The following is a 20,940-nucleotide window of genomic DNA, read 5'->3' as shown; positions in this document are numbered from 1 at the left end:
TGCGGTCCAGAGATTGGAGGAAGTTGGAGAATGAAGTTTCGACGCTATGTAATTTCCTTGTCGATGCTTGCTCTTCTGGGCGCAGCTGCGACGGCTGCGGCGGAGGGGAACTGTCCTCCCGGCTACTACCCGATCGGTGGTCAGGGCGCCCGAGGTTGTGCCCCCATTCCAAGTGGCGCACCGAGTAGTACATCGAGTGGCGGGATTTCCGAATTGCCCGCAAACTCTCCGACGGGGCGGTGGATAAAGACTTGGGGGGCAATCGCCGAGTCTCGGTCTACTCAGGATGCAGGAGCATCGACCGGCCTTCGGTCACAGCTAGCGGCAGAGCAAGAGGCCTTGCGGAAGTGCAGTTCAACAGGTGCCGCCGATTGCTCCGTCAGTTTGGCGTATCGAAATCAGTGTGTGGCTTGGGTCATTCCAAGTGGGAAGACTGGTCGTGGAATGTCGGCATTGGGGCGTGGTGCTACGCCGGAAATGGCGCTGATAATGGCGCATTCCAAGTGCAAGAACGATGTGAGCGGGAAGTGCGCGGTGCTGTATGAAAACTGTACCAAGCCTATTTTTGAAGAGTTTTGATGTAAATGTGCCGGTGGGCTCGCTGGTATGGTCTCGAACAATGTTATCCTTGGCGAGTCACGGCATAAAATTCTGCGCGCTTGTTTCCGGCTGAATGTGTCTCAGCAGTTTCCTCTCCTGAACTGATGTTCACTGGGACGAAATGCGTTAATTCTACTAAAGTAGACCGGGTAACCCAGACTGCCTAACGGGATTGCGGAGCGGCGGCCGGAGGAAAATGTAGATCCGTCTACGTCGCGTGCACTATTCCACTTTTCAAGAGATACTAGGCGTGCGTTGAATGTCCGGTCTTGCTACCGGTTCTCAGCTGGTGTGAAGCTATCTACTCTATTGGTGGATCGCATCATTGAGCTGGTCATATCTGCGGGTGGCAGGAGCAGGCACAAGCGCAAGCAACTCCGTCGCGACATTATTCTGACCGTATCGAATGGGTAGTGCCTTGGGGGATCCTGCTGAGCCGAGAGCCTCGCGGCAGTAATGAATCATGCCCCCAATGGTGGCGATGTTCTTCCAGGGAACATTGGACAGCTTCATGGCACATTCGCAGATAGGCGGTAGTGCGGTACCGGCCTCGCCGGGCCCGAATGGTCAGCCGCCCGGTTCGACGGGCGGAGGGCAATACAAGCCGACGCACCGGCGACTCACCAGTCTCAACCGATGGGTGCAGGCTCTGCAGTCACTCCGAGATTGCAGGGTGCCTTTGACTCTCCGCCACCATCGTCTGGGCTTGGAGGAAATGCGAATGGCGTCGTTGCATAGCGAGTTCGATATGCATGATAAAGTTGGATGTGGCGGGCGATGAAAATTCTTGTATCGCAAGCGATTCTCGCCAGTTCTTTGATCTTGGGCGTGGCGTATCAAGCCTTTGCTGAAGGTAATTGCCCTCCTGGTTACTGCCCGATTGGAGGGCAAGGGGCACGGGGGTGTGCGCCGATACCCGGGGCTGCTAGTGGAAGTGGAACCACAGCGGAGATTCAGCTTGCCAGTCCTACTGGCAAATGGGTGCGAACCTGGGGGGGCGATAGCGTCTTCCAAGAACACTCAAGATGCAGGAGTGTCGACGGGAAAGAGAGCCAAAGAGCTGGCAGAGCAGGAGGCTCTTTCCAAGTGTGCATCGGGAGGCGCGCGTGACTGCGAGGTCGATTTGGCTTACTTCAATCAGTGCGCTTCTTGGGTCGTTCCAAGTGGGCGTTCTGGGGGCGGGCAGTCGGGAGTGGGTGGTGGGCCCACGCCGGAGCGAGCGCTATTTGTGGCCCAGTTAATGTGCAGGAATGATCAGCCAGGAAAATGTGTGGAGTTCTATGCCAACTGCACGAAACCGATTTTTGAGGAGTTCTAGTTCTCTTCAATAGTTGATTGATGGCCTAGGAAATTGCAATGCCAAATAGCCGCTGGTGGGCGCTATTGGCGATTCGCCTTCTACGAGCGATAGGGCGCGAGGGGGCTCCGCGTGGGGTGCTGCACCGCGCTACGACCCAAGCGGCAGCGCCGTGCGTGTGTCATCGAGCGACTGGAGTCGCCGGCTCCGGCGTGGCATGCGCTCTGATGGAGCGCAATGTAAAGCGGCCTGCTCCGCTTGTTCTGAGCCGATCTATGAGACGAAGGAAATGTCAATCGCGGTACCGTCTGGCTGGTCCAGGGAGAAGGGAGTGAGAACAGTTTTATGAATGGAGCAAAGCAGTGGGTGATTCTTTTCTTCCTTCTTCTCTTCTCATTGACCGAAGTTGCGTTCGCTGAAGGCAATTGTCCGCCAGGGTACTATCCGATTGGAGGTCAGGGTGCCCGAGGTTGTGCCCCCATTCCAAGTGGCGCACCGAGTAGCGCATCGAGTGGCGGGATTTCCGAATTGCCCGCAAACTCTCCTACTGGGCGATGGACCAAGACATGGGGGGCGATTGCTGAATCGAAGAGTACTCAGGATGCGGGCACTTCTGTCGGTAAGCGATCCAAGGAGGAGGCTTCTCGTGAGGCAATTTCAAAATGCAGATCAGCTGGTGCTGCTGATTGTTCGGTTAGCTTCACGTATCAAAATCAGTGTGTCTCGTGGGTCATTCCAAGGGGGCGTTCTGGCGCGGGCCGTGCCGGGATTGGAGCTGGTCCCACGCCCGAAAGGGCCAAGTTCAACGCGCAAGCCATGTGCAAAAATGATCAGCCGGGATATTGCGAAGAGATCTATTCGGACTGCAGTAAACCGATATTTGATGAGTTCTAAGTTGCAGGCTTATGTCGCGCCCTGATATTCCGGTCCATTGATGTGACCGGCATCGCGATGAAGATGGTGTCCAAGGTCGCGTTCGCCTTTTTGGGGGCGCACGTGGTCGGGTACGCTGATGGGTGAGAATTTCAGTGAAGGTATTTCGAGAATGGCACTGCAGCAAGGCGGCATGGGCCTGATCCTGACCACGCTGATTCTGCTGCGCCACAATGGCGGCGATGTTCTTCCAGGGAACATTGGGCAGCTTCATGGCATGTTCGCAGATAGGCGGTAGTGCAGTACCAGCATCGCTGGGCCCGAACGGTCAGCCGCCGGGTTCGACGGGAGGTGGTCAGAGTTACAAGCCAGAGGCACCTTCCTCAGCTGCGGGATCTCAGTTGGGCGGGGGACAAGCGGTAATGCCAAGATTGCAAGGTGGACATGAGCCTCAGCATCCGTCTTCTGGCCTCAGAGGGAACGCCAATTCAGGAATTGCCTAGTTTGATCGCTTGGCTGGAGACGGTGGAGGTACGTTCGCTATGAAGTTGATTGCACATTGGGTGTTGCTCGCCTCGTGCCTGCTGCTATTGGGTGGTGTTGATCGTGCGTGGGCAGAAGGAAACTGCCCGCCCGGGTATTACCCTATTGGCGGGCAGGGCGCGCGCGGATGTGCGCCGATTCCGGGAGGTGCCACTGGAAGCACTGGCTCCTCCGAGATCCGTCTCGCAACTCCGACTGGCAAATGGACCAAGACCTGGGGGGCAATTGCGGAGTCGAAAAGTACTCAGGATGCTGGGGTTTCAACGGGGTTGCGATCCAAGAATGAGGCCGAACGCGAAGCAGTTTCAAAGTGTGGAGCGTCAGGTGCCCGAGATTGCACGGTCAGCATGAGCTATTTCAACCAGTGTATTTCCTGGGTCATTCCAAGCGGACGATCCGGTGCTGGACGTGCGGGACTTGGGACAGGGGCTACCCCCGAGTTGGCGCATGTCGCTTCGGAAGCAATGTGCCGCAATGATCGCGCAGGACGATGTGAAGTGTTCTACTCGAACTGTACCAAGCCATTGTTTGATGAATTCTGACCAAGGGCGTGCGGCAAGGAATATCAGAGCAATGGCGCACCATGAGACACGCGCGCCGGTCGAGTCAATGCGTTGCCTGAGTGCCCCAAGCGGTCAGCCGAGCACGGATCTCCTGGGCATCGCAGCAGTCCTGCATCGGCAGTCGCCAGACAGGCTGCGCGCCCGATTGCACGAGTGCTCTCAGCCAGACGCTGAACTGCATAGAACAGTCGCATGGTGGCCAATATCGCCCAGTCTTGGAAAGCGATCGCCGCTGGTAGTGCGCTCAAGGCCTACGCGATCCATTTGGGGCTGAACGACCGTGATGCACGTGACGCCGCGGCCAGTCAGTGCGGAGCAGGTGACTGCAAAGTGGTGGCTGCTTTCACGCTTGGCCAGTGCGCCGCAGTGGTCCGTGCCCGCAGTAGGGGGCAGTAACGTTGGGCAGACCTATTCTGCACCGAATTTTGTGACTGGTAGCGCCATTTCAAGCTTTCGATCTTCGACGCAAGCGACCTCCTCGCGCTAAGCTCTCCTAGCGTCAGAAAAATGACGCTTCGGCGCTACCGATTGCAGGAGCTTTCCCGTCCATGAGGACCCTGTCCCTCCGCTCAACGGGTGACGCATGCCACCGACGCTGCCATGGTGCTCCCGGAGCTATCATCCGCATCTGCAGGGTGACTGGCGCGACTGGGCAACGCCACTACGCCCGCCTACGACGCGAGCATCGGCGGGACGATATTGAAGGAGTGGGAGGGGATGGACGACAGGGTTGGCGCACACATGGACGATGCCCTGGCATTTGTTCCGTCCGGTGCGAACCTGCTGGAAGCGGTCAGGGGCGAGCTCAACGGCGATGGCATCGAGTATCAGCTGCTGGTCATCGATCAGCCGACACCGGAAGGGCTGGTGCCCGGCCAGCACGGACCCAACCGGGTGCTGCTGTTGCTGCGCGGTGACGGACGCGGGCGCTGGCAGCTGGCCGCGCGCAACGACAAGCTGGTGCCGTGTTCTACCCGAGGTGGCCTGGCCGGCGACCCTTTTGCGTATGCAATGGTCGAGGAAGGCACCTTCAGCGTGATCACCAACGGGGGTAGCCGCGAGCGCTGGAGCAGCACCTACCGGTTCCGCTATGCGCCTGCGGACAAGGCCTGCTGGGTGGATGGGGTGAGACGCAAGGTCGTGGATATCGAGACTGAAGCGACCAACATCCGGGATTACTCGGTGGCGGAGCTGGGCAGGGTGCGGTTCGAGGACTTCGACCCGTCCAGTGTCGCCGAGGTGTCGCTTCCATGAGCCAAGCTCCAACCGGCGGAAGGGAATCCGCGCTGATGAAGATTCAGGAGTTGCACTGTGTCGACCGATAGAGAGTCGCAGCTGTTGCGGCAGGCGACCAAAGCCGGCATCGACTCCCCGCTTGAACTGGCCAATTTCATGGCCCAGGCAGGGCACGAGTCGCGCGGCTTGAGCCGGCTCAATGAAAGTTTCAACTTCACCCGGGGAATCTCGCAGATCCCGGTGGAAGCTGCGTGGCGCAATGGCAACGCCGCGCTGGAGAGCGCCCGCCAGGAGGCGCTGCGTGGGCGGCCGGAGAGCCTGGCCGAACTGATGTATGGCGGGCGCATGGGCAATGATGCGCCCGGCGACGCATTGAAGTATCACGGCCGCGGCTATCTGCCGCTGGTCGGCAAGGAAAACTATGAGCGTGCCGGCAAGGCGCTGGATCTGGATCTGGTGAATCAACCGGAGCTGGCCGCGCAGCCTGAGCATGCGGGCCGTATTGCGGTGTGGCAGTGGCAGACGCGCGTGCCGGAGGCGGCGCGCGAGGATGTGCGCGAAGCGACACGCGCGATCAATGGTGGCCTGAACGGCATCGAGGCCCGCCAGCAGCGGTTCGATGTGTGGCAGCAGAAGCTGACACCTGATGTGATGGCGCGGCTGGAGCGGGGCGAAGTGGGGGCGCCGGCGCAGCAGGCCACCCTGCGCGACATGTCGCAGCCGGGCGAGCCGGGACACGCCCTGTTCCAGGGGGCACGCCAGCACCTGCAGCAGATGGGGGCGCAGAGCGGACTGCGCAGTGAGCAGGAACTGGACAACGCCGCCGGCGCGCTGGCGTTGAGCGCGCAGAAGGCCGGCCTGTCGCGTATCGATCATCTGCTGGCGGGCAACGACGGGCGCACGCTGTTTGCGGTGCAGGGCGCGCTGGGAGATCCGGCGATGCTGCGTGCGTCCGTTGACCGGGAGCAGGCCGCCCAGCAGCCGCTGGCGCAGAGCAGCCAGCAGTTGGCTGCCAGTGTCGCCCAGCAGGACCCGGCGGCCGCGCTCGCCCGCGAGCAGGAGCAGCGTTCTCGATCCCTGTAACACCTGATGCCGGCGGGCAGGGGACCCGCCGGCGCTTTACGTACGACGCGTGGCGCCCTGTGGCGCCGACATGGAAACCCACTCGGAAGGACACCACATGCGAATCGTTCCCTCGAATGCCCGGCACGTCGCTGCCCGCTGCGATGCATTCGCGCGCCGCCTGCCGCCGCTCTGGCTGCTGTCACTTGGACTTGCCGCAGCGTCGGCACAGGCTCAGGCTCAGGAGACAGCGGCGCCCGTCGTGGAGGCGCCCATCGCCGCCGAGGCGATCGTTGACGCGCCTGCAGGGATGGCACCTGTTGCAGCGCCCATGGCCACCGAAGCCGTTGTCGCGGCGCCGGCTCCCGATGTACCGGCTGCCGTGACACCTCCTGCGACACCAGTGGTGGACGCGCAGCCGGCGCCGGCTGCAGACCCGACGCCTGTGCCCGTTGCACCCGCAGCGGCGGCGCCTGTCGCTGCACCGCCTGCTGTCGTCGAGCCAGCCGTCCCGGCGGTAGCTCCCGCGCCGCCCGCCTTGGTCATCGCGCCGTTGCCGCCCGAGCAGGCGACCGAGCGTGCGCTTGGTGCCCGCTGCCCGGTGGATCTGGCTGGGCGGCTGGCGGCCCAGGGCGAGCTGCTGATCGGCGCCTGCCAGGGCACGATGCCGGCGCATCTGGCCGCGCTGCTGGTCGCGCTGCCCCAGCAGGACGTCCACCTGCCGCGCAGCTGGCGCGAGCGTGAGGTGCAACAGAAGGTTTGGTTCAAGGCGGTGCCGGGCTACGGCCAGCGCCCGGACTTCATCGCGCGGATGGGCGACATCTGGGTGCGTTCGCTGGAAGGACGCGACGCCGACAGCACGTTCTACCTGGTGTCGGCACCGTTCACCTGCAGCGACCGGGTCGCCAACCGCGATGAGTACGGCGCGGAGCCGGTACGTGTGCCAGCGGGTGACTGCCGCGAGGCCTATGTGGCCCAGCGTGTGTACCAGGTTCGCGGGGACGCCGCGCCGAGGGATGTGACCGCCGATGCCATGCCGGCCATGCCCCAGGTGACGGAGGCCGATCGTGCGCGGCAGCTGTCGCGCGACGGCCGGATCAGCTTGGACGACAGCAAGCTGCAGTACGGCCCGGCCATGCGGTGGTTCGTGCAGTACCCGGAGGCAGCTCAGAAGGGCGGTCCGCGTGCCTACAGTGACTGGAACCGCGAGCACCTGGCCTTCGTGGTCTGGACTGGGGATCGCTTCGAGCTGCGCGAAAAGGTCGCGCGGGCGCAGTGGCCCTGTGATCCGGTAGCACCGGGCGATCGCGCCTGTGGTGGCTTCCCGGATTCCGGGCCGGATCTGTTCGTGACCGCCGGTGCGTCCGCGCCGGTCGCGGCCTCCAGCCCCTGAGGCAGAGGGCCGAAGTGACGCGGGAGCCGGAATGACCGGCTCCCGCGCTGTTCATCAGGCCTGCATGCTGCGGGTCTGGTTCTGCTGTTGTTCCAGTTGCTGATCGCGGTCCTGTGCCAGACGCTGTCCCGCGGCTTGCTGATCAATGCGCTGGCTGCTCTGCTCCAGCGGGGTGTTCATTGCCACGGCGGTGTCCACCGATACGCGCAGATGCGCCGGGTCGCCGCCCTGGCCCTGCACCGCGAAGCTGCGCGAGGCGTCGGCATTCATCACCACCTCGTCGATGCGCTTGCCGCCTGCAGCGTGCATCTCCGCCGCCAGGCTACCGGCCAACTGCGTACTCATCACATCCGGCACGCGGCCGACGCGAACGTCCTGCGCATGCACGCCACGGATCGCGTCGTTGAACAGCGGGTTGCCAAGATGAGTGGCATCGTCCATGCGCAGCATGCTGGTGTGATGGCCGTTCTTCTCCGCCTCGCGACGCGCCGGCTCACCGGGTTGCAGCGGGCCACGGATGTGGTCGTACAGATCGACGGCACCGCCCGGAATGCCACGTGCCGCACGGGTAACGCCGCGGCGCAGCGATTCGACGTCGTCGCGGTACTCCTCGATCATCTTGGCGTTGTCTTTCGCCAGCTTCTGCGTTTCCGGGTGCTTCAGCACCGAGCCTTCGTTGAGGAAGTTGCCCAGTTTGTGCGCGCCGAATGAGCTGGTGGCCGCGATGATCGGACGGTCTGGAATCAGATCACGCAGGGCGTGATTGCTGAAGCCATTTGCCGCGAGCGTCTTGATCTCATCGGGCTTGGCGTAGATGCGGACCTGGCCGAAGTGCGGCGAGGCGGCGCTGACCGGATCGGAAGCCATGACGTGGTTGATCATGGTGTTGCCGCCTTCCGGAATGCGGTAGCTGAGGCTGACCGCGCCGTAGGCGTTGAAGGTCTCGCCCTTGACGTTGAAGTGGTGCGAGGTGATCTGGGCCAGGGCGCCGCCGAGGGAATGGCCGGTGACGGTGACCTCAGGTGGACGTTGTCCGAGATCCTGGCCTTCCTTCTTGGCGTAGGCGAGGGCACGCTGGGTCAATGCAATGGCGTCCGGGGCCTGCACATTGGTGCGGGCGACAACCATGCCACCGTCGGTGAGGACTGCATCACGAGCGATCTGCTCGGTGCCGCGATGTGCAACGACGATTTCATTGGTATCGACCCGTTGATAGATCGTTCCCTGATAGCCGTTCAGTCGATTGTCGACATGCTCGAGAATCCTGTACTTGTGCCCGTTGATCGGGACGATCTCATCCTGGCCAGGTGCACGACGACCGACCGCGTAATCCTTGTATGCATCTTCGGATAGCGCAGCATAGTCTTGGCTGTTGAAGCTCATTGGCGGACCTCATCGGCTTCAAGCGAAGCGGAGAACAGCGCATTCTGCAGTTCAGGGCGGAACTTGGTCGGGTCTTCCTGGCCGCTTGCGCCGTAGTCAGGAATTTCGTTCACGCGCGGATAGTCCGCACGAGGATAGTGGCGGGTCTCGGTCTCGCCTTTGACGAAGGGGGACGCCTCAATGAATGACAGGAAGCGTGTCTCACCCTCGGCACCAGTGGCCTTCAGCATCGCGCCGGCACCGCTGAATTCCCACTTGCAGACGCCACGGCCGTAGTAGTCCTCATCCAGCATCCGGTCGAGGTACACGGTGCCGCGGTACTCGCCGTCGGCGACCTTGCGCAGCTCCACCGGCTCCTGGCTGGTGATGCGTGCGGCGGTACCGGTGGCCGGTTCGATGTGCCCGCACTGGTCTTCGTTGGTCACGTCGTACTGCGCGACACCTTCGACCACCGCGAAGTCGCCGGGGGCGTCCTTAAGGCGCAGCACAAGCTCATAGGCCTTGCGTGGGCTGGGGTTGAGCTTGGCGAGGCCACGCCCACCCTGGGCGACATCGGCTTCAGCAGCGGCACGTTCCTGGTTCATGGCGGTCTCCGGATTGCAGGCGGTCAACAGAAGCAGAGCAAGGCACGGGATGAATTTACGGCGCAATGTCGGCCTCCAGTAATGAAAGGGGGGAAGAACGGTCGGTCATGGCGAGACGTTCCGTGCGGGTTGGGTCACGAGGGGCGCATCGGAGAACTCTTCTCGATGCGAGGGCAGCGAGCGACCGTCGTGGTGTCTGGACAGAGCCTGCCACGCATTGCCCAGCGCATTGCCGAGCCAATGGCGGAATCCGCCGTGGTAGTAGCGCTCATCCAGCAGGCTTGCCAGGTACAGGGTGCCGTAGTCCGTGCCCAGCAACCTCAGGCGAATCCCCGCTGGCAGGTAGCGGGCGTCATCCGCAGGAGGCGTGACGACCGGTGAGTCCTGCGCACCTGCATGCGCCACGCATGCCGCAGGAGCGACCAGGCAGAGGTAGAGCAGGGGGTAGAAGATCATTCGCAAAGTGCGTCCTGCAGGCAGTTGCAAAGGGATGGGCGTTCCATGCGTGCCTCCTTCCGTGGTGACAGTCGATGCCATTATGGGCCGGAGAAACGCTGTGATTCCATCGTTTCCACGGTCAGAGTGGCAGAAAATTGACGCCAGCCACGATGGGTATCCTAATCCGTGACCCATTTTGCGTATTAACATGCGGCTGACAAAAGTGAATCCGGTGTTCCGTCGCGGCTCAGGCCATCGATGGGACCCGGGTGTCCAGTAACTGCGAAGAGCTACCCATGAACATCCAGATCCGCACCGAAACCACGGCCGACCACGCCGCCATCCATGCACTCACCGAGGCCGCCTTCCGCCAAGCCCCGCACAGCAGCCACACCGAGCAGTTCATCGTCGATGCGCTGCGTTCGCGTGGGGAGCTGAGTATTTCGCTGGTCGCCGAAGCACAAGGCGAGGTGGTCGGCCACATTGCCCTGTCGCCGGTGACGGTCAGCGATGGCAGCACCGGCTGGTTCGGCCTGGGCCCGATTTCGGTGCTGCCCGCATGGCAGGGGCAGGGCATTGGCGCGGCCCTGATGCACGCGGCTCTGGAAGCCTTGCGTCAGCAGGGCGCGTACGGCTGCGTGTTGCTGGGTGAGCCGGCCTATTACGGGCGCTTCGGGTTCCGTGCCGAGCCGGGCCTGGTGCTGCCGGGCGTGCCGGCGGAGTACTTCCAGGCGCTTTGCCTGCAGCCTCCGCTGGCTCAGGGCGAGGTGCAGTACTCACCGGCCTTCGAGGCGACAGCCTGAGCCACGGCGGGCGCCCGTTCAGGGCGCGCGCCAGACGGTCGGTTCGGGTTGCGGCTTCGGAATGCGGTAGCCGCCGATATGCTCGAGAAGTTCATTGGTGCGGCGCTGCTCGACCAGTACCTCACGCAGCAGGTTGCGCACGGCGAAGATGGCGAACGGCACCAGGATCCAGACCAGGCTGATTCCCAGTGCAAACAGGGTCAACAGGGCTTTTGCACCATCCATGCACGGCATTCCTTGATCGAAAGCAGCCACGCTAGCACGCAGCTGCTGCCGACGGATGTCAGGCCTTGTGCCGAAGATGGATCAGCGGATACGGGCGGCCCTGCGAATCCAGCGGCGAACGACCGGTTTCGGCAAAGCCCATGCGCAGGTAGAAGCCCACGGCCTGCGCGTTCTGTGCGTTGACGTCGGTGCTCAGCTGCGGGTGCAGGGCCAGTGCATGCTGCAACAGCTGCCGACCGATACCGGTGCCGCGCACGTCCGGATCGATGAACAGCGCTTCCATGTGGGTGCCGTCGATCAGCATGAATCCCTGCGGCTGGTCCTGTGCATCGACGGCGACGGTCATCGGCGCCTGCGGCAGGAAAGCGGCCACTTCGGCATCGATGGCCTGGCGGTCTTCGGTACTGAGGAAGTCGTGGGTGGCGTCGACGGCGCGACGCCAGAGGTCGACGAGGGCGGCGCCATCGTCGGCGCGCGAGCAGCGCAGGGTGGTCATGGGTTCACCAAGGTGCTTCGGATGAGCGCGCATTATGAAGCCTTCCGGCTGCAGGTGCGGGCGCGGACTCATCCATCGTTGCGGTGGCGGATGAAGGGGCTGTGGGTCGTTGCCTCGGCGCGCAGCACCACGCCATCCTCGAAGTCCTCGCTGTCGTTGAAGGGCACAAGGGGCCACTGCCTCCACCGAGCAAGCCGTTCCAGGTAGTTGCGCGTAGCCATGGCGAGCGCCTCGTCGTGGGCCTGCATACGCTCCGCTGGAAGCCCGGAACGCACGCCATGCACCACATGCGGTTCCATCACCTCGAAGCCGACGTAGCGCAGGCTGTACATCAATGGCCACAGCAGCAACCGGGTGTCACCCTCGCGGCCATCAAGCGCGCACGCCCGTGCCGATGAGCCGGTAGTGACGCTCAGCAGCGCACGCTTGCCGCGCATCACGCCGTGTTCGTGGCGCTGCCGGCTGTTGTACATCGGTCCGTAAACCAGCACGCGGTCCAGCCAGCCCTTGAGGATGGCCGGTGCCGCGAACCACCACAGCGGGAACTGCAGGATCACCAGGTCCGCGGCCCGCAGCAGTTGCAGGTGACGTTGCACATCGGCGGGCAACTGGTCGTGTTCGGCGCTGTAGCGTTGTTCGCGCTGGGCATCGAAGCGCTCGGGCTGCAGGCGCCGTGGATGGTGCCAGGCGGCTTCCAGCGGATCGAAGCCTGCTGCATACAGGTCGACCATGTCCACCTGCAGATGGTCGTGCCGCAGCTGCTCGGCGGCCTGCATGGCCAGGTGGGCATTGAAGGAACGGGGTTCGGGATGGGCCAGCAGGATCAGGGCGCGCATGAGGGAGGGCGTATTGGAATGTGCGACCATCCTCGCGATGCCGGCATGCCCCGGCAATTACGCACCTTGAGGTAACCATGGCTCATCCTGGCGATGTCTATGTCGCCGACTGCTCGGCGCGCGATGCGCTGGCACTGATCTCCGGCAAGTGGGTGATGCTGCTGCTGCCGGCGTTGGCCGAAGGGCCGCAACGCAATGGTGCGCTGCTGCGGAAGATCGAAGGCATCTCGCAGAAGGTGCTGACCCAGACCCTGCGGCAGCTGGAGCGCAACGGCCTGATCGAGCGCTGCGATATGGGCAGCAAGCCACTGCACGTGGAGTACCGGTTGACCACGATCGCACGCACTCTGGTCGACACGCTTGCGGCCCTGGACCGTTGGGCCGAGCATAATTTTCCGGCCCTGGACGCGGCTCGCGAGCGCTTCGACGCGCGTTAGCGGCGCCTGCACGGCTGCGGGCGTACAATGCGGCCCCGGCGGCCATCCTGGCCCTGCAGAAACGCGAGAACCGCCATGACCGACGCCCTGGGTGTGCCGGTGCACGACACCGACGAACACTGGATGCGCCACGCGCTGGCGCTGGCCGAGCGCGCACAGCGCGAGTTCGACGAGATCCCGGTGGGTGCGGTGCTGGTCAGTGCCGACGGCCAGCTGCTGGGTGAGGGCTGGAACCTCAACATTGCTTCGCACGACCCCAGTGCGCATGCCGAAATCGTGGCCATGCGTTCAGGTGGAAAACTGCTCGCCAACCATCGCCTGCTCGGCAGCACCCTGTATGTGACCCTGGAGCCGTGCGCAATGTGCGCGATGGCGATCGTGCACGCGCGCGTTGCACGACTGGTCTACGGGGCCAGCGATCCCAAGACCGGGGCCTGCGGCAGTGTGTTCGACCTGCTCGGCGATGGTCGCCACAACCACCGGGTGGAGATCCACGGTGGGGTGCTGGCCAAGGAAGCCAGCATGCGCCTGACCAACTATTTCCGCACCAAGCGCGGCAAGCCTCCGCTGCTGCTGGAAGACCACGCCGGCGAGGGCTGAGGGGCTAAAGGGTATGATGGGCGCCTCTTTCCATCACCGGTAGGCCGCGCGCCTGCCCAGCAACGAGGCGACACATGGCGGACAACGGCGCGGCCAACGAACGACTGATCTGGATCGACCTGGAAATGACCGGGTTGGATACCGACAACGATTCGATCATCGAGATCGCCACCGTGGTCACCGACGCCCAGCTTAACGTGCTGGCTGAAGGTCCAGAATTCGCCATCCACCATCCGCTGGAAACGCTGGAAGCGATGGACGAGTGGAACCGCAACCAGCACCGCCGCTCGGGCCTGTGGCAGCGTGTGGTGGACAGCACGGTGACCCTTGCCCAGGCTGAGGCGCAGACGGTGAATTTCCTGGCGCAGTGGATTCCGGCCGGCCTGTCGCCGATGTGCGGCAACTCGATCTGCCAGGATCGCCGCTTCCTGCACCGCCAGATGCCGCGCCTGGAGAAGTACTTCCACTACCGCAACCTGGACGTGTCCACGGTGAAGGAACTGGCCAAGCGCTGGGCGCCGACCGTGGCCGCCGGCGTCGGCAAGAACAGCAACCACACCGCGCTGAGCGATGTGCACGATTCGATTGCCGAGCTGCGTCACTATCGCCAGTTCATGGGCGCGCTGTCGGGGTTGCCCACGGCCTGAACAACGACGCCGGGCATGGCCCGGCGCTACCGGATGACTCGCGAACTGGTAGTGCCGGCCGCTGGCCGGCAATTCAGCGGCCTTCGTGACGTGTATCAGGTTGCCGGCCAGCGGCCGGCACTACCCTCCGTTCAACTCCCTGGCGCTAAGATCGGCGCCATGAACGAGCCCATCCTGCTCCCTCGCGACATTGCTCACGACGCCCGCGACTGGTCTGACCTGCAGCGGGCGGTGACCCTGCTGGAAGCGCCAACCCTGACCGCGCGCATGGCCAATCTGGTCGGTACGCCGCTGGAGTTCGCGGTGAAGGCGCTGCCCAGCTCGGTCTCCAACCGCATCCACGGCGCGGTGCAGGCGGCGCTGACCAAGTCGGCGCAGGCCGCGCTGTGGAGCATGGACAACACCCCCGGCAAGGGCGCATCCACCCGTTGGCACAAGCTGGCCGCAGCGACCTCCGGTGCGGTTGGCGGCGCTTTTGGTTTTGCTGCGCTGTTCATCGAGTTGCCGGTGTCGACCACCATCATGATGCGCGCCGTGGCCGACGTGGCTCGCAGCGAAGGCTTCGACCTGTCCGAGTTCAGTACCCGCCAGGCCTGCCTGGAGGTGTTCGCGCTGGGTGGCAACTCGCCGCGCGATGACGCCAGCGAGACTGGCTATTACCTGGCCCGGGGCTTCACCACCGATGTGATGCGCCATCTGTCGGCTGAGCTGGCCGGGCGCGTGGTGACCGGCCGTGACCTTACCCTGGGCGTGGCACCGAAGGAAGCCGGCAAGCTGCTGGCGAAGATGGTGGAGAAGGTGGCCGCGCGCTTCGGCGTGGTGGTCACCGAGAAATTCGCCGCACAGGCGGTGCCGATCGTGGGTGCGGCTGCCGGTGCGACACTCAATACGATGTTCACCGATTACTACCAGGACATGGCGCGCGGCCACTTCATCGTGCGCCGGCTGGAGCGCAAGTACGGCGAAGACGTAGTGCGCACCTGCTATGACCGTGTGGCGCACGGCGGGGCGTTGATCGAGCCCACGTTGTAACCCGCTTCGGGGTCAGAGCCCTTTGCGTTGCAAAGGGATCCGACCCCGACCTCGCACAGGGTCAGAGCCCTTCCGCAGGAAGGGCTCTGACCCTTGTCTGCCAGGCACAACTGTTTTGCCACGATCCGCCTGTTGCGCTGCGGCATCCATCCCCATCCTTGCGGTCAGTCCCCCCCGCAAGAGATCGCCGCCATGTTGTTCACTCCCCACCGTCTGGGCCTGTTGGCCCTGCCCAACCGTATCGTGATGCCGCCGATGACCCGCTCGCGTGCCGCCGACGGCAACGTTGCCACTGCGGAAATGGCCGCCTACTACGCGCAGCGCGCCAGTGCCGGCCTGATCGTCAGCGAAGGTACCCAGATCAGCCCGCAGGGCCAGGGCTATGCCTGGACGCCGGGCATCCACAGCCCGGAACAGGTGCAGGGCTGGCGCCAGGTGACCGACGCCGTGCACGCGGCAGGCGGTCGCATCTACGCCCAGCTGTGGCATGTGGGTCGGGTCTCGCACGTGGCGCTGCAACCCGGCGGTGCAGCACCGGTGTCGTCGTCGGCGCTGCTGGCCGAAGGCGTGAAGGTGTTCGTCGATCCAACCGGCGCAGGCCCGGAAGCGGGCGTGGGCGAGATGATCCAGCACTCGATGCCGCGCGCGCTGGCCGAGGCCGAGATTCCGGGCATCATCGCCGACTACGCGCAGGCCACCCGCAACGCGCTGGCGGCGGGTTTTGATGGCGTCGAGCTGCACGGTGCCAATGGCTATCTGATCAACCAGTTCATCGATTCGCAGGCCAACCAGCGCACCGACGGCTACGGAGGCGCGCTGCAGAACCGGCTGCGCTTCCTGCGTGAAGTAGTGGAGGCGGTGGTGGCGGTGGCCGGTGGTGAGCGCGTTGGCGTGCGCCTGGCGCCGCTGACCACCCTGCAGGGCGCGGTGGACGACACGCCGCAGGCCACCTATCTCGCTGCGGCACACCTGCTGGGCGGGCTGGGCGTGGGCTACCTGCACATCGCCGAGGCCGACTGGGACGACGCACCGCTGATGCCGGTGGCGTTCAAGCAGGCACTGCGCATGGTCTACCCGGGCACCCTGATCTACGCCGGCAAGTACACCGCCGAACGCGCGGAGCAGGCACTGGCCGAAGGCTGGGCCGACCTGATCGGCTTCGGCCGCCCGTTCATTGCCAACCCGGATCTGCCGGAGCGCCTGCGTCTGGGTGCGGAGCTGAATCCGCCGGATCGCGCGACGTTCTTTGGCGGTGGCGCGGTCGGGTTTACCGATTACCCGGTGCTGGAAGAAAGCGTTGCCGCCTGATCCCGGAGGTTGCCGGCCAGCGGCCGGCACTACCAGGGTGCGCGGGGCAGGGTAGTGCCGGCCGCTGGCCGGCATTTCTGTTTGGGATCAGGGCTTGTCGCGCACCAGCGCGTCGGCCTCGACCACGCCGCCATCCTTGCCATGCAGGTACAGGTGCATGTCCTGCTGCGGATACGGAATGTTGATCCCGGCCCTGTCGAAGCCCAGCTTGAGCTGCTCCAGCAGCGTGACCTTGGTGCCGAACCAGTCGGCGGACTTCACGTAGCAGCGGATGCCGAGGTTGATCGCGTGCGCACCCAGCTCATACACCACCACATCCGGTGCCGGTGTCTGTAGCACGCGCGGGTCGGCCTTCATCAGCGCCAGCGCGGTGTCGCGCGCCAGCTGGATGTTGTCTTCGTAGCCGATGCCCACCACCAGTTCGACACGGCGGGTCGGTTCGGCGGTCAGGTTGATGATCGGCGCAGCGGTGATCAACGTGTTTGGAATGGTGGTGTGCTGGTTGTCGGCACCAGTGATGACGGTCTGGAAGATACGCACCTCGCGAACCGTGCCGGTCTGCCCGGCCACCGTCACCACATCACCGACACGGAACGGACGCAGTGTCACCAGCATCACGCCCGAGGCGATGTTGGACAGCGAGTCCTTCAGCGCCAGGCCCACCGCCAGGCCGGCGGTGCCGAGCACGGCCAGCAGCGGGGTGATCTGCACGCCCAGCGTACCAATGGCCAATACCACAACGATCACCAGCGACGTGGCATAGACCACGTTGCGCAGGAAGCTGCCCAGCATTGGGTCCACGCCCATGCGCGCGGTGGCGCGTGGCATCGCATTGGACAGGCGTCGTGCCACCCACATGCCGACCAGCAGCACCACGATCGCGGCCAGCAACGGCACGCCGTAGGTCTCCAGCAGGCGTTCCCAATCGAGTGAGTGGAACCAGGGCGTTGCGGCGGGGGCGGGTGGGGCAGTAGCGAGCATGCGGGCTCCTTTGCGGCGGGGGAGGTGGCGCGCGCGGACGCCAGAAACAACAAGCCCCGCAGAGGCGGGGCTTGCATGCAGCTGAAGTATGGGCCGGCGCCGATGAAAGCGACGTCAGCCCTCAGCAATCACGGTCTCAGCCGTTGGCCTTCAGCTTGGCCAGGCGCAGCCAGGTATCGACCACGGTGTCCGGGTTCAGCGACACCGACTCGATGCCTTCCTGCATCAGCCACTCGGCCAGATCCGGGTGATCGGACGGGCCCTGGCCGCAGATGCCAACGTACTTGCCCTTGGCACGTGCTGCCTTGATCGCCATCGACAGCAGCTTCTTCACCGCCGGGTTACGTTCATCGAACAGGTGCGCGACGATCGACGAGTCACGGTCCAGGCCCAGGCTGAGCTGGGTCAGGTCGTTGGAGCCGATCGAGAAGCCGTCGAAGATCTCCAGGAACTCATCGGCGAGCAGTGCGTTGGACGGCACTTCGCACATCATGATGATCTTCAGGCCGTTCTCGCCCTGCTTCAGGCCGTTCTGTTCCAGCACCTCGATGACCTTGCGGCCTTCTTCCAGGGTGCGCACGAACGGAATCATGACCCACAGGTTGTCCAGGCCCATTTCGTTGCGCACGCGCAGCACGGCCTTGCACTCCAGCGCGAAGGCGGCCGAGAAGCTCGGGTCGACGTAACGGCTGGCGCCGCGGAAGCCGATCATCGGGTTCTCTTCGTGCGGCTCGTAGTTGCTGCCGCCGATCAGGTTGGCGTACTCGTTGGACTTGAAGTCCGACAGGCGCACGATCACCGGGTTCGGTGCAACCGAGGCGGTGAGGGTGGCGATGCCTTCGGCCAGGCGGTCGACGTAGAAGCTGACCGGATCACCGTAGCCGGCGATCTTCTCATCGATCTTCTTCTTGGTCGCCGCGTCCTGGCGGTCGTATTCCAGCAGTGCGTTCGGGTGGATGCCGATGTGGCTGGCGATGATCATTTCCAGGCGGGCCAGGCCGATGCCGGCGTTCGGCAGCTGGCCGAAGTCGAAGGCACGTTCCGGGTTGGCCACGTTCATCATGATCTTCAACGGTGCCGGCGGCATGTTGCCCAGATCGGTGGTGGTGCGCTCGAAGCCCAGCTTGCCTTCGTAGATGAAACCGGTATCGCCTTCAGCGCAGCTGACGGTGACCAGCTGGCCATCTTCGATGACCTTGGTGGCGTTGCCCGAACCGACCACGGCCGGCACGCCCAGCTCGCGCGCGATGATCGCGGCGTGGCAGGTACGGCCACCGCGATTGGTGACGATGGCCGATGCACGCTTCATCACCGGCTCCCAATCGGGGTCGGTCATGTCGGCGATCAGCACGTCGCCCGGCTGCACGCGGTTCATGTCTTCCAGCGTCTTCACCACGCGGGCCACGCCGGCGCCGATCTTGGCACCCACGGCACGGCCCTCGGCCAGCACGTTGCCGCCCTTTTCGGTCAGCGCGAAGCGCTCGATCTGGGTGGCATGGCTGCGCGACTTCACCGTTTCCGGGCGCGCCTGGACGATGAACAGCTTGCCGCTGACACCGTCCTTGGCCCACTCGATGTCCATCGGGCGGCCGTAGTGCTTTTCGATGACCAGCGCCTGCTTGGACAGTTCCTGCACGTCCTCGTCGCTGATCGAGAAGGTGGTGCGCAGTTCGGCCGGGGTGTCCTCGATCCTGACGCGCTCACCGGGGACATCCGAATACACCATGCGGATCGCCTTGCTGCCGAGCGAGCGGCGCAGGATCGCCGGCTTGCCGGCCTGCAGGGTGGGCTTGTAGACGTAGTACTCGTCCGGGTTGACCGCGCCCTGCACGACCATTTCGCCGAGGCCGAACGAGGAGGTGACGAACACCACGTCGCGGAAGCCGGATTCGGTGTCCAGGGTGAACAGCACGCCGGAGGAACCGACGCCCGAACGCACCATCAGCTGCACGCCGGCGGACAGGAACACGTCTTCATGCTTGAAGCCGTGGTGCACGCGGTAGGCGATGGCACGGTCGTTGTACAGCGAGGCGAACACTTCCTTGACCTTGTGCACGACGTCGTCGGCACCGGTGACGTTGAGGAAGGTTTCCTGCTGGCCGGCGAAGGAGGCATCGGGCAGATCCTCGGCGGTGGCCGACGAACGCACGGCCACGGCCACGTCGCCGCCGCCGTTGTCGGCGCTCAGCTTGGCGTAGGCGGTACGGATGTCCTGGTCCAGCTGCGGCTGCAGCGGCGCGTCGATCACCCAGCTGCGGATCTCCTTGCCGGCGGCGGTCAGCGCGTTGACGTCTTCGACGTCCAGCGTGGCCAGCTTGTCGAAGATGCGCTTGGACAGGTCGTTGTGCGCGATGAAGTCCTTGAAGGCTTCAGACGTGGTCGCATAACCTCCGGGAACGGAGACGCCCAGACCGGCCAGATTGCCGATCATCTCGCCCAGCGAGGAATTCTTGCCGCCTACGCGGGCCAGGTCGGCCAGACGCAGTTCGTGCAACCACAGGATGTTCTCGTTCAAGCGCGATGCTCCGTTTGGCCATCGCCCGAGGCGGGCTGAGTGGCCGCGTCCGTAGGAAGAAGCCGATATGATGCCGGGCAGACCGCTGTCGGCACAAGCTTGTGTTGGCGGCCCTTTTAGGCTTCGTAGGGGGTAAAAGCGCGCATGTCGACCATCCGTCCGGTGTTCTACGTTTCCGATGGAACCGGTATCACCGCTGAAACCATTGGGCATAGCCTGCTGACCCAGTTCTCCGGGTTCAGCTTCATTACCGACCGGATGTCGTTTGTAGACGACCCCGAAAAAGCCCGGGAAGCCTGTTCCCGGATCCAGGCGGCGGGGGAGCGTTACCAGGTCAGGCCGATCGTGGTGAATTCCTGCGTGGACCAGAGCCTGAGCCTGATCCTGGCCGAGAGCGGGGCCCTGATGCTCGATGTGTTCGCGCCGTTCATCGAGCCGCTGGAGCGTGAACTGTCCAGCTCGCGGGTGAACCGGGTGGGGCAGGCCCATGGCATGGTCGACTTCGACACCTACCACCGCCGCATCAACGCGATGAACTTCGCGCTGACCCATGACGACGGCATCGCGGTGAATTACGACGACGCCGACGTGATCCTGGTGGCGGTGTCGCGGGCCGGCAAGACGCCCACCTGCATCTACCTGGCCCTGCATTACGGGGTGCGTGCGGCCAATTACCCGCTGACCGACGAGGATCTGGAAAGCGACCGCCTGCCGCCGCGCCTGCGCAACTACCGGCGCAAGCTGTTCGGCCTGACCATCGACCCGGACCGCCTGCAGCAGATCCGCCAGGAGCGCCGCCCGAATTCGCGCTATGCCAACCTGGATACCTGCAAGCGCGAGGTGGCCGCGGCCGAGGTGATGTTCCAGATGGAGCGCATCCCGACCCTGAGCACCACCCATACCTCGATCGAGGAGATCTCCAGCAAGGTGCTGGCCACGCTGGGGTTGCAGCGCGAGCTGTATTGATCCGCGCGCCACGACCAACGGTCGTGGCCTACCTGCGTGGTCGGGGCCTACCTCCGTGGCGGGCATCGCCCCTCCTCCGCGGTGGGTATCGACCGTTGGTCGATACCGAGCCCCTTTGGTCG

The 20,940-nt window shown here is 64.2% G+C and carries 25 protein-coding genes; 16 read left to right on the top strand and 9 right to left on the bottom strand.

Features of this window, described 5'->3' with window-relative positions:
* Window positions 1–30: 30 nt before the first annotated feature.
* Window positions 31–579: a DUF4189 domain-containing protein gene (locus tag SMAL_RS20830; RefSeq protein WP_332250368.1), complete on the top strand. Its 549-nt coding sequence runs from the start codon at window positions 31–33 to the stop codon at window positions 577–579.
* 327 nt (window positions 580–906) lie between these two features.
* On the opposite strand, the gene SMAL_RS21030 is transcribed toward SMAL_RS20830, so the two are convergent.
* Window positions 907–1,113, bottom strand: coding sequence for a hypothetical protein (locus SMAL_RS21030; protein ID WP_157628465.1), 207 nt, complete (start codon window positions 1,111–1,113; stop codon window positions 907–909).
* A gap of 391 nt (window positions 1,114–1,504) precedes the next feature.
* Between SMAL_RS21030 and SMAL_RS21230 the strand changes: the two genes are divergently transcribed.
* The 8 genes from SMAL_RS21230 (at window position 1,505) to SMAL_RS12410 (ending at window position 7,567) form a co-directional block, all read left to right on the top strand.
* On the top strand, window positions 1,505–1,918 hold the full coding sequence (locus SMAL_RS21230) for a DUF4189 domain-containing protein (RefSeq protein ID WP_332250441.1): 414 nt from the start codon (window positions 1,505–1,507) through the stop codon (window positions 1,916–1,918).
* Between the two features lie 324 nt (window positions 1,919–2,242).
* Window positions 2,243–2,791 (top strand): DUF4189 domain-containing protein, encoded by a 549-nt coding sequence (locus tag SMAL_RS20815; protein WP_079993546.1) that lies wholly within the window; start codon window positions 2,243–2,245, stop codon window positions 2,789–2,791.
* Window positions 2,792–2,909: 118 nt separating this feature from the next.
* Complete coding sequence (locus tag SMAL_RS21310; protein ID WP_332250367.1) at window positions 2,910–3,068, top strand: hypothetical protein; 159 nt, start codon at window positions 2,910–2,912, stop codon at window positions 3,066–3,068.
* Between the two features lie 244 nt (window positions 3,069–3,312).
* A complete protein-coding gene (locus SMAL_RS20805) occupies window positions 3,313–3,855 on the top strand; it encodes a DUF4189 domain-containing protein (RefSeq protein WP_079993545.1) in 543 nt (180 codons plus the stop codon).
* A gap of 213 nt (window positions 3,856–4,068) precedes the next feature.
* A complete protein-coding gene (locus SMAL_RS21330; protein ID WP_041864544.1) occupies window positions 4,069–4,272 on the top strand; it encodes a DUF4189 domain-containing protein in 204 nt (67 codons plus the stop codon).
* A 321-nt stretch (window positions 4,273–4,593) separates the two neighbouring features.
* Window positions 4,594–5,130, top strand: a complete 537-nt coding sequence (locus SMAL_RS12420; RefSeq protein ID WP_012511434.1) for a hypothetical protein — start codon at window positions 4,594–4,596, stop codon at window positions 5,128–5,130.
* A 57-nt stretch (window positions 5,131–5,187) separates the two neighbouring features.
* Window positions 5,188–6,195 (top strand): XVIPCD domain-containing protein, encoded by a 1,008-nt coding sequence (locus tag SMAL_RS12415; RefSeq protein WP_012511433.1) that lies wholly within the window; start codon window positions 5,188–5,190, stop codon window positions 6,193–6,195.
* A 97-nt stretch (window positions 6,196–6,292) separates the two neighbouring features.
* Window positions 6,293–7,567, top strand: coding sequence for a hypothetical protein (locus tag SMAL_RS12410; RefSeq protein ID WP_012511432.1), 1,275 nt, complete (start codon window positions 6,293–6,295; stop codon window positions 7,565–7,567).
* Between the two features lie 54 nt (window positions 7,568–7,621).
* Here the strand turns inward: SMAL_RS12410 and SMAL_RS12405 are convergent, their stop codons facing one another.
* From SMAL_RS12405 to SMAL_RS12395, 3 genes are read right to left on the bottom strand one after another with little or no spacing between them, the layout of a single operon-like run.
* Complete coding sequence (locus SMAL_RS12405) at window positions 7,622–8,950, bottom strand: XVIPCD domain-containing protein (RefSeq protein WP_012511431.1); 1,329 nt, start codon at window positions 8,948–8,950, stop codon at window positions 7,622–7,624.
* Window positions 8,947–9,600 (bottom strand): hypothetical protein, encoded by a 654-nt coding sequence (locus tag SMAL_RS12400; RefSeq protein WP_006374290.1) that lies wholly within the window; start codon window positions 9,598–9,600, stop codon window positions 8,947–8,949. Before SMAL_RS12400 ends, SMAL_RS12405 begins: the two co-directional genes overlap by 4 nt.
* Window positions 9,601–9,639: 39 nt before the next feature.
* The gene (locus SMAL_RS12395) at window positions 9,640–9,990 is read right to left on the bottom strand and encodes a hypothetical protein (RefSeq protein WP_006374288.1); all 351 of its coding nucleotides are present in this window, start codon (window positions 9,988–9,990) and stop codon (window positions 9,640–9,642) included.
* A 278-nt stretch (window positions 9,991–10,268) separates the two neighbouring features.
* Here SMAL_RS12395 and SMAL_RS12390 point away from each other — a divergent pair, with 278 nt between their 5' ends.
* Complete coding sequence (locus SMAL_RS12390) at window positions 10,269–10,775, top strand: GNAT family N-acetyltransferase (RefSeq protein WP_012511430.1); 507 nt, start codon at window positions 10,269–10,271, stop codon at window positions 10,773–10,775.
* 18 nt (window positions 10,776–10,793) lie between these two features.
* Here the strand turns inward: SMAL_RS12390 and SMAL_RS12385 are convergent, their stop codons facing one another.
* The 3 genes from SMAL_RS12385 to SMAL_RS12375 all read right to left on the bottom strand — a co-directional run bounded on the left by SMAL_RS12385 (window position 10,794) and on the right by SMAL_RS12375 (window position 12,332).
* Window positions 10,794–11,000 (bottom strand): hypothetical protein, encoded by a 207-nt coding sequence (locus tag SMAL_RS12385; protein WP_005410107.1) that lies wholly within the window; start codon window positions 10,998–11,000, stop codon window positions 10,794–10,796.
* 58 nt (window positions 11,001–11,058) lie between these two features.
* A complete protein-coding gene (locus SMAL_RS12380) occupies window positions 11,059–11,496 on the bottom strand; it encodes an acetyltransferase (RefSeq protein WP_006374231.1) in 438 nt (145 codons plus the stop codon).
* 68 nt (window positions 11,497–11,564) lie between these two features.
* On the bottom strand, window positions 11,565–12,332 hold the full coding sequence (locus SMAL_RS12375; protein ID WP_012511429.1) for an NAD(P)H-dependent oxidoreductase: 768 nt from the start codon (window positions 12,330–12,332) through the stop codon (window positions 11,565–11,567).
* 77 nt (window positions 12,333–12,409) lie between these two features.
* Here SMAL_RS12375 and SMAL_RS12370 point away from each other — a divergent pair, with 77 nt between their 5' ends.
* From SMAL_RS12370 to SMAL_RS12350, 5 genes are all read left to right on the top strand, one after another.
* Window positions 12,410–12,769, top strand: coding sequence for a winged helix-turn-helix transcriptional regulator (locus tag SMAL_RS12370; RefSeq protein WP_012511428.1), 360 nt, complete (start codon window positions 12,410–12,412; stop codon window positions 12,767–12,769).
* Window positions 12,770–12,844: 75 nt separating this feature from the next.
* Window positions 12,845–13,369 carry a tRNA adenosine(34) deaminase TadA gene (gene tadA / locus SMAL_RS12365; RefSeq protein WP_012511427.1) on the top strand — a complete coding sequence of 175 codons (525 nt, stop codon included), beginning with the start codon at window positions 12,845–12,847 and terminating at the stop codon, window positions 13,367–13,369.
* 74 nt (window positions 13,370–13,443) lie between these two features.
* Complete coding sequence (gene orn, locus SMAL_RS12360; RefSeq protein ID WP_012511426.1) at window positions 13,444–14,016, top strand: oligoribonuclease; 573 nt, start codon at window positions 13,444–13,446, stop codon at window positions 14,014–14,016.
* Window positions 14,017–14,175: 159 nt separating this feature from the next.
* Entirely contained in the window at window positions 14,176–15,048 is an 873-nt protein-coding gene (locus SMAL_RS12355; protein ID WP_012511425.1) for an EcsC family protein, read from the top strand.
* A gap of 192 nt (window positions 15,049–15,240) precedes the next feature.
* Complete coding sequence (locus tag SMAL_RS12350; protein WP_012511424.1) at window positions 15,241–16,356, top strand: alkene reductase; 1,116 nt, start codon at window positions 15,241–15,243, stop codon at window positions 16,354–16,356.
* Between the two features lie 87 nt (window positions 16,357–16,443).
* Here SMAL_RS12350 and SMAL_RS12345 read toward each other — a convergent pair whose 3' ends face one another.
* Window positions 16,444–17,337 carry a mechanosensitive ion channel family protein gene (locus SMAL_RS12345; RefSeq protein ID WP_006374142.1) on the bottom strand — a complete coding sequence of 298 codons (894 nt, stop codon included), beginning with the start codon at window positions 17,335–17,337 and terminating at the stop codon, window positions 16,444–16,446.
* Window positions 17,338–17,473: 136 nt separating this feature from the next.
* Complete coding sequence (gene ppsA / locus SMAL_RS12340; RefSeq protein WP_012511423.1) at window positions 17,474–19,852, bottom strand: phosphoenolpyruvate synthase; 2,379 nt, start codon at window positions 19,850–19,852, stop codon at window positions 17,474–17,476.
* Between the two features lie 144 nt (window positions 19,853–19,996).
* Between ppsA and ppsR the strand changes: the two genes are divergently transcribed.
* Entirely contained in the window at window positions 19,997–20,818 is an 822-nt protein-coding gene (gene ppsR / locus SMAL_RS12335) for a posphoenolpyruvate synthetase regulatory kinase/phosphorylase PpsR (RefSeq protein WP_012511422.1), read from the top strand.
* Window positions 20,819–20,940: the final 122 nt, after the last annotated feature.

Origin of the sequence: Stenotrophomonas maltophilia R551-3 (assembly GCF_000020665.1) — a bacterium.
Classification (GTDB): domain Bacteria; phylum Pseudomonadota; class Gammaproteobacteria; order Xanthomonadales; family Xanthomonadaceae; genus Stenotrophomonas; species Stenotrophomonas maltophilia_L.
Note: the sequence above shows the minus strand (reverse complement) of the source record. Positions and strands in the feature narration are given on the sequence as shown.

Excerpts from the sequence above, each read along its gene's own strand:
- orn (WP_012511426.1), top strand. The coding sequence starts at position 13,444 with ATGGCGGACAACGGCGCGGCCAACGAACGACTGATCTGGATCGACCTG.
- SMAL_RS12390 (WP_012511430.1), top strand. The coding sequence starts at position 10,269 with ATGAACATCCAGATCCGCACCGAAACCACGGCCGACCACGCCGCCATC.
- SMAL_RS12405 (WP_012511431.1), bottom strand. The coding sequence starts at position 8,950 with ATGAGCTTCAACAGCCAAGACTATGCTGCGCTATCCGAAGATGCATAC.
- SMAL_RS21030 (WP_157628465.1), bottom strand. The coding sequence starts at position 1,113 with ATGAAGCTGTCCAATGTTCCCTGGAAGAACATCGCCACCATTGGGGGC.
- SMAL_RS12355 (WP_012511425.1), top strand. The coding sequence starts at position 14,176 with ATGAACGAGCCCATCCTGCTCCCTCGCGACATTGCTCACGACGCCCGC.
- SMAL_RS20815 (WP_079993546.1), top strand. The coding sequence starts at position 2,243 with ATGAATGGAGCAAAGCAGTGGGTGATTCTTTTCTTCCTTCTTCTCTTC.
- SMAL_RS21310 (WP_332250367.1), top strand. The coding sequence starts at position 2,910 with ATGGGTGAGAATTTCAGTGAAGGTATTTCGAGAATGGCACTGCAGCAA.
- tadA (WP_012511427.1), top strand. The coding sequence starts at position 12,845 with ATGACCGACGCCCTGGGTGTGCCGGTGCACGACACCGACGAACACTGG.
- SMAL_RS20805 (WP_079993545.1), top strand. The coding sequence starts at position 3,313 with ATGAAGTTGATTGCACATTGGGTGTTGCTCGCCTCGTGCCTGCTGCTA.
- ppsR (WP_012511422.1), top strand. The coding sequence starts at position 19,997 with ATGTCGACCATCCGTCCGGTGTTCTACGTTTCCGATGGAACCGGTATC.
- SMAL_RS12350 (WP_012511424.1), top strand. The coding sequence starts at position 15,241 with ATGTTGTTCACTCCCCACCGTCTGGGCCTGTTGGCCCTGCCCAACCGT.
- SMAL_RS20830 (WP_332250368.1), top strand. The coding sequence starts at position 31 with ATGAAGTTTCGACGCTATGTAATTTCCTTGTCGATGCTTGCTCTTCTG.
- SMAL_RS12345 (WP_006374142.1), bottom strand. The coding sequence starts at position 17,337 with ATGCTCGCTACTGCCCCACCCGCCCCCGCCGCAACGCCCTGGTTCCAC.
- SMAL_RS12385 (WP_005410107.1), bottom strand. The coding sequence starts at position 11,000 with ATGGATGGTGCAAAAGCCCTGTTGACCCTGTTTGCACTGGGAATCAGC.
- SMAL_RS21330 (WP_041864544.1), top strand. The coding sequence starts at position 4,069 with ATGGTGGCCAATATCGCCCAGTCTTGGAAAGCGATCGCCGCTGGTAGT.
- SMAL_RS12380 (WP_006374231.1), bottom strand. The coding sequence starts at position 11,496 with ATGACCACCCTGCGCTGCTCGCGCGCCGACGATGGCGCCGCCCTCGTC.
- SMAL_RS12370 (WP_012511428.1), top strand. The coding sequence starts at position 12,410 with ATGGCTCATCCTGGCGATGTCTATGTCGCCGACTGCTCGGCGCGCGAT.
- SMAL_RS12410 (WP_012511432.1), top strand. The coding sequence starts at position 6,293 with ATGCGAATCGTTCCCTCGAATGCCCGGCACGTCGCTGCCCGCTGCGAT.
- SMAL_RS12375 (WP_012511429.1), bottom strand. The coding sequence starts at position 12,332 with ATGCGCGCCCTGATCCTGCTGGCCCATCCCGAACCCCGTTCCTTCAAT.
- SMAL_RS12420 (WP_012511434.1), top strand. The coding sequence starts at position 4,594 with ATGGACGACAGGGTTGGCGCACACATGGACGATGCCCTGGCATTTGTT.
- SMAL_RS12395 (WP_006374288.1), bottom strand. The coding sequence starts at position 9,990 with ATGATCTTCTACCCCCTGCTCTACCTCTGCCTGGTCGCTCCTGCGGCA.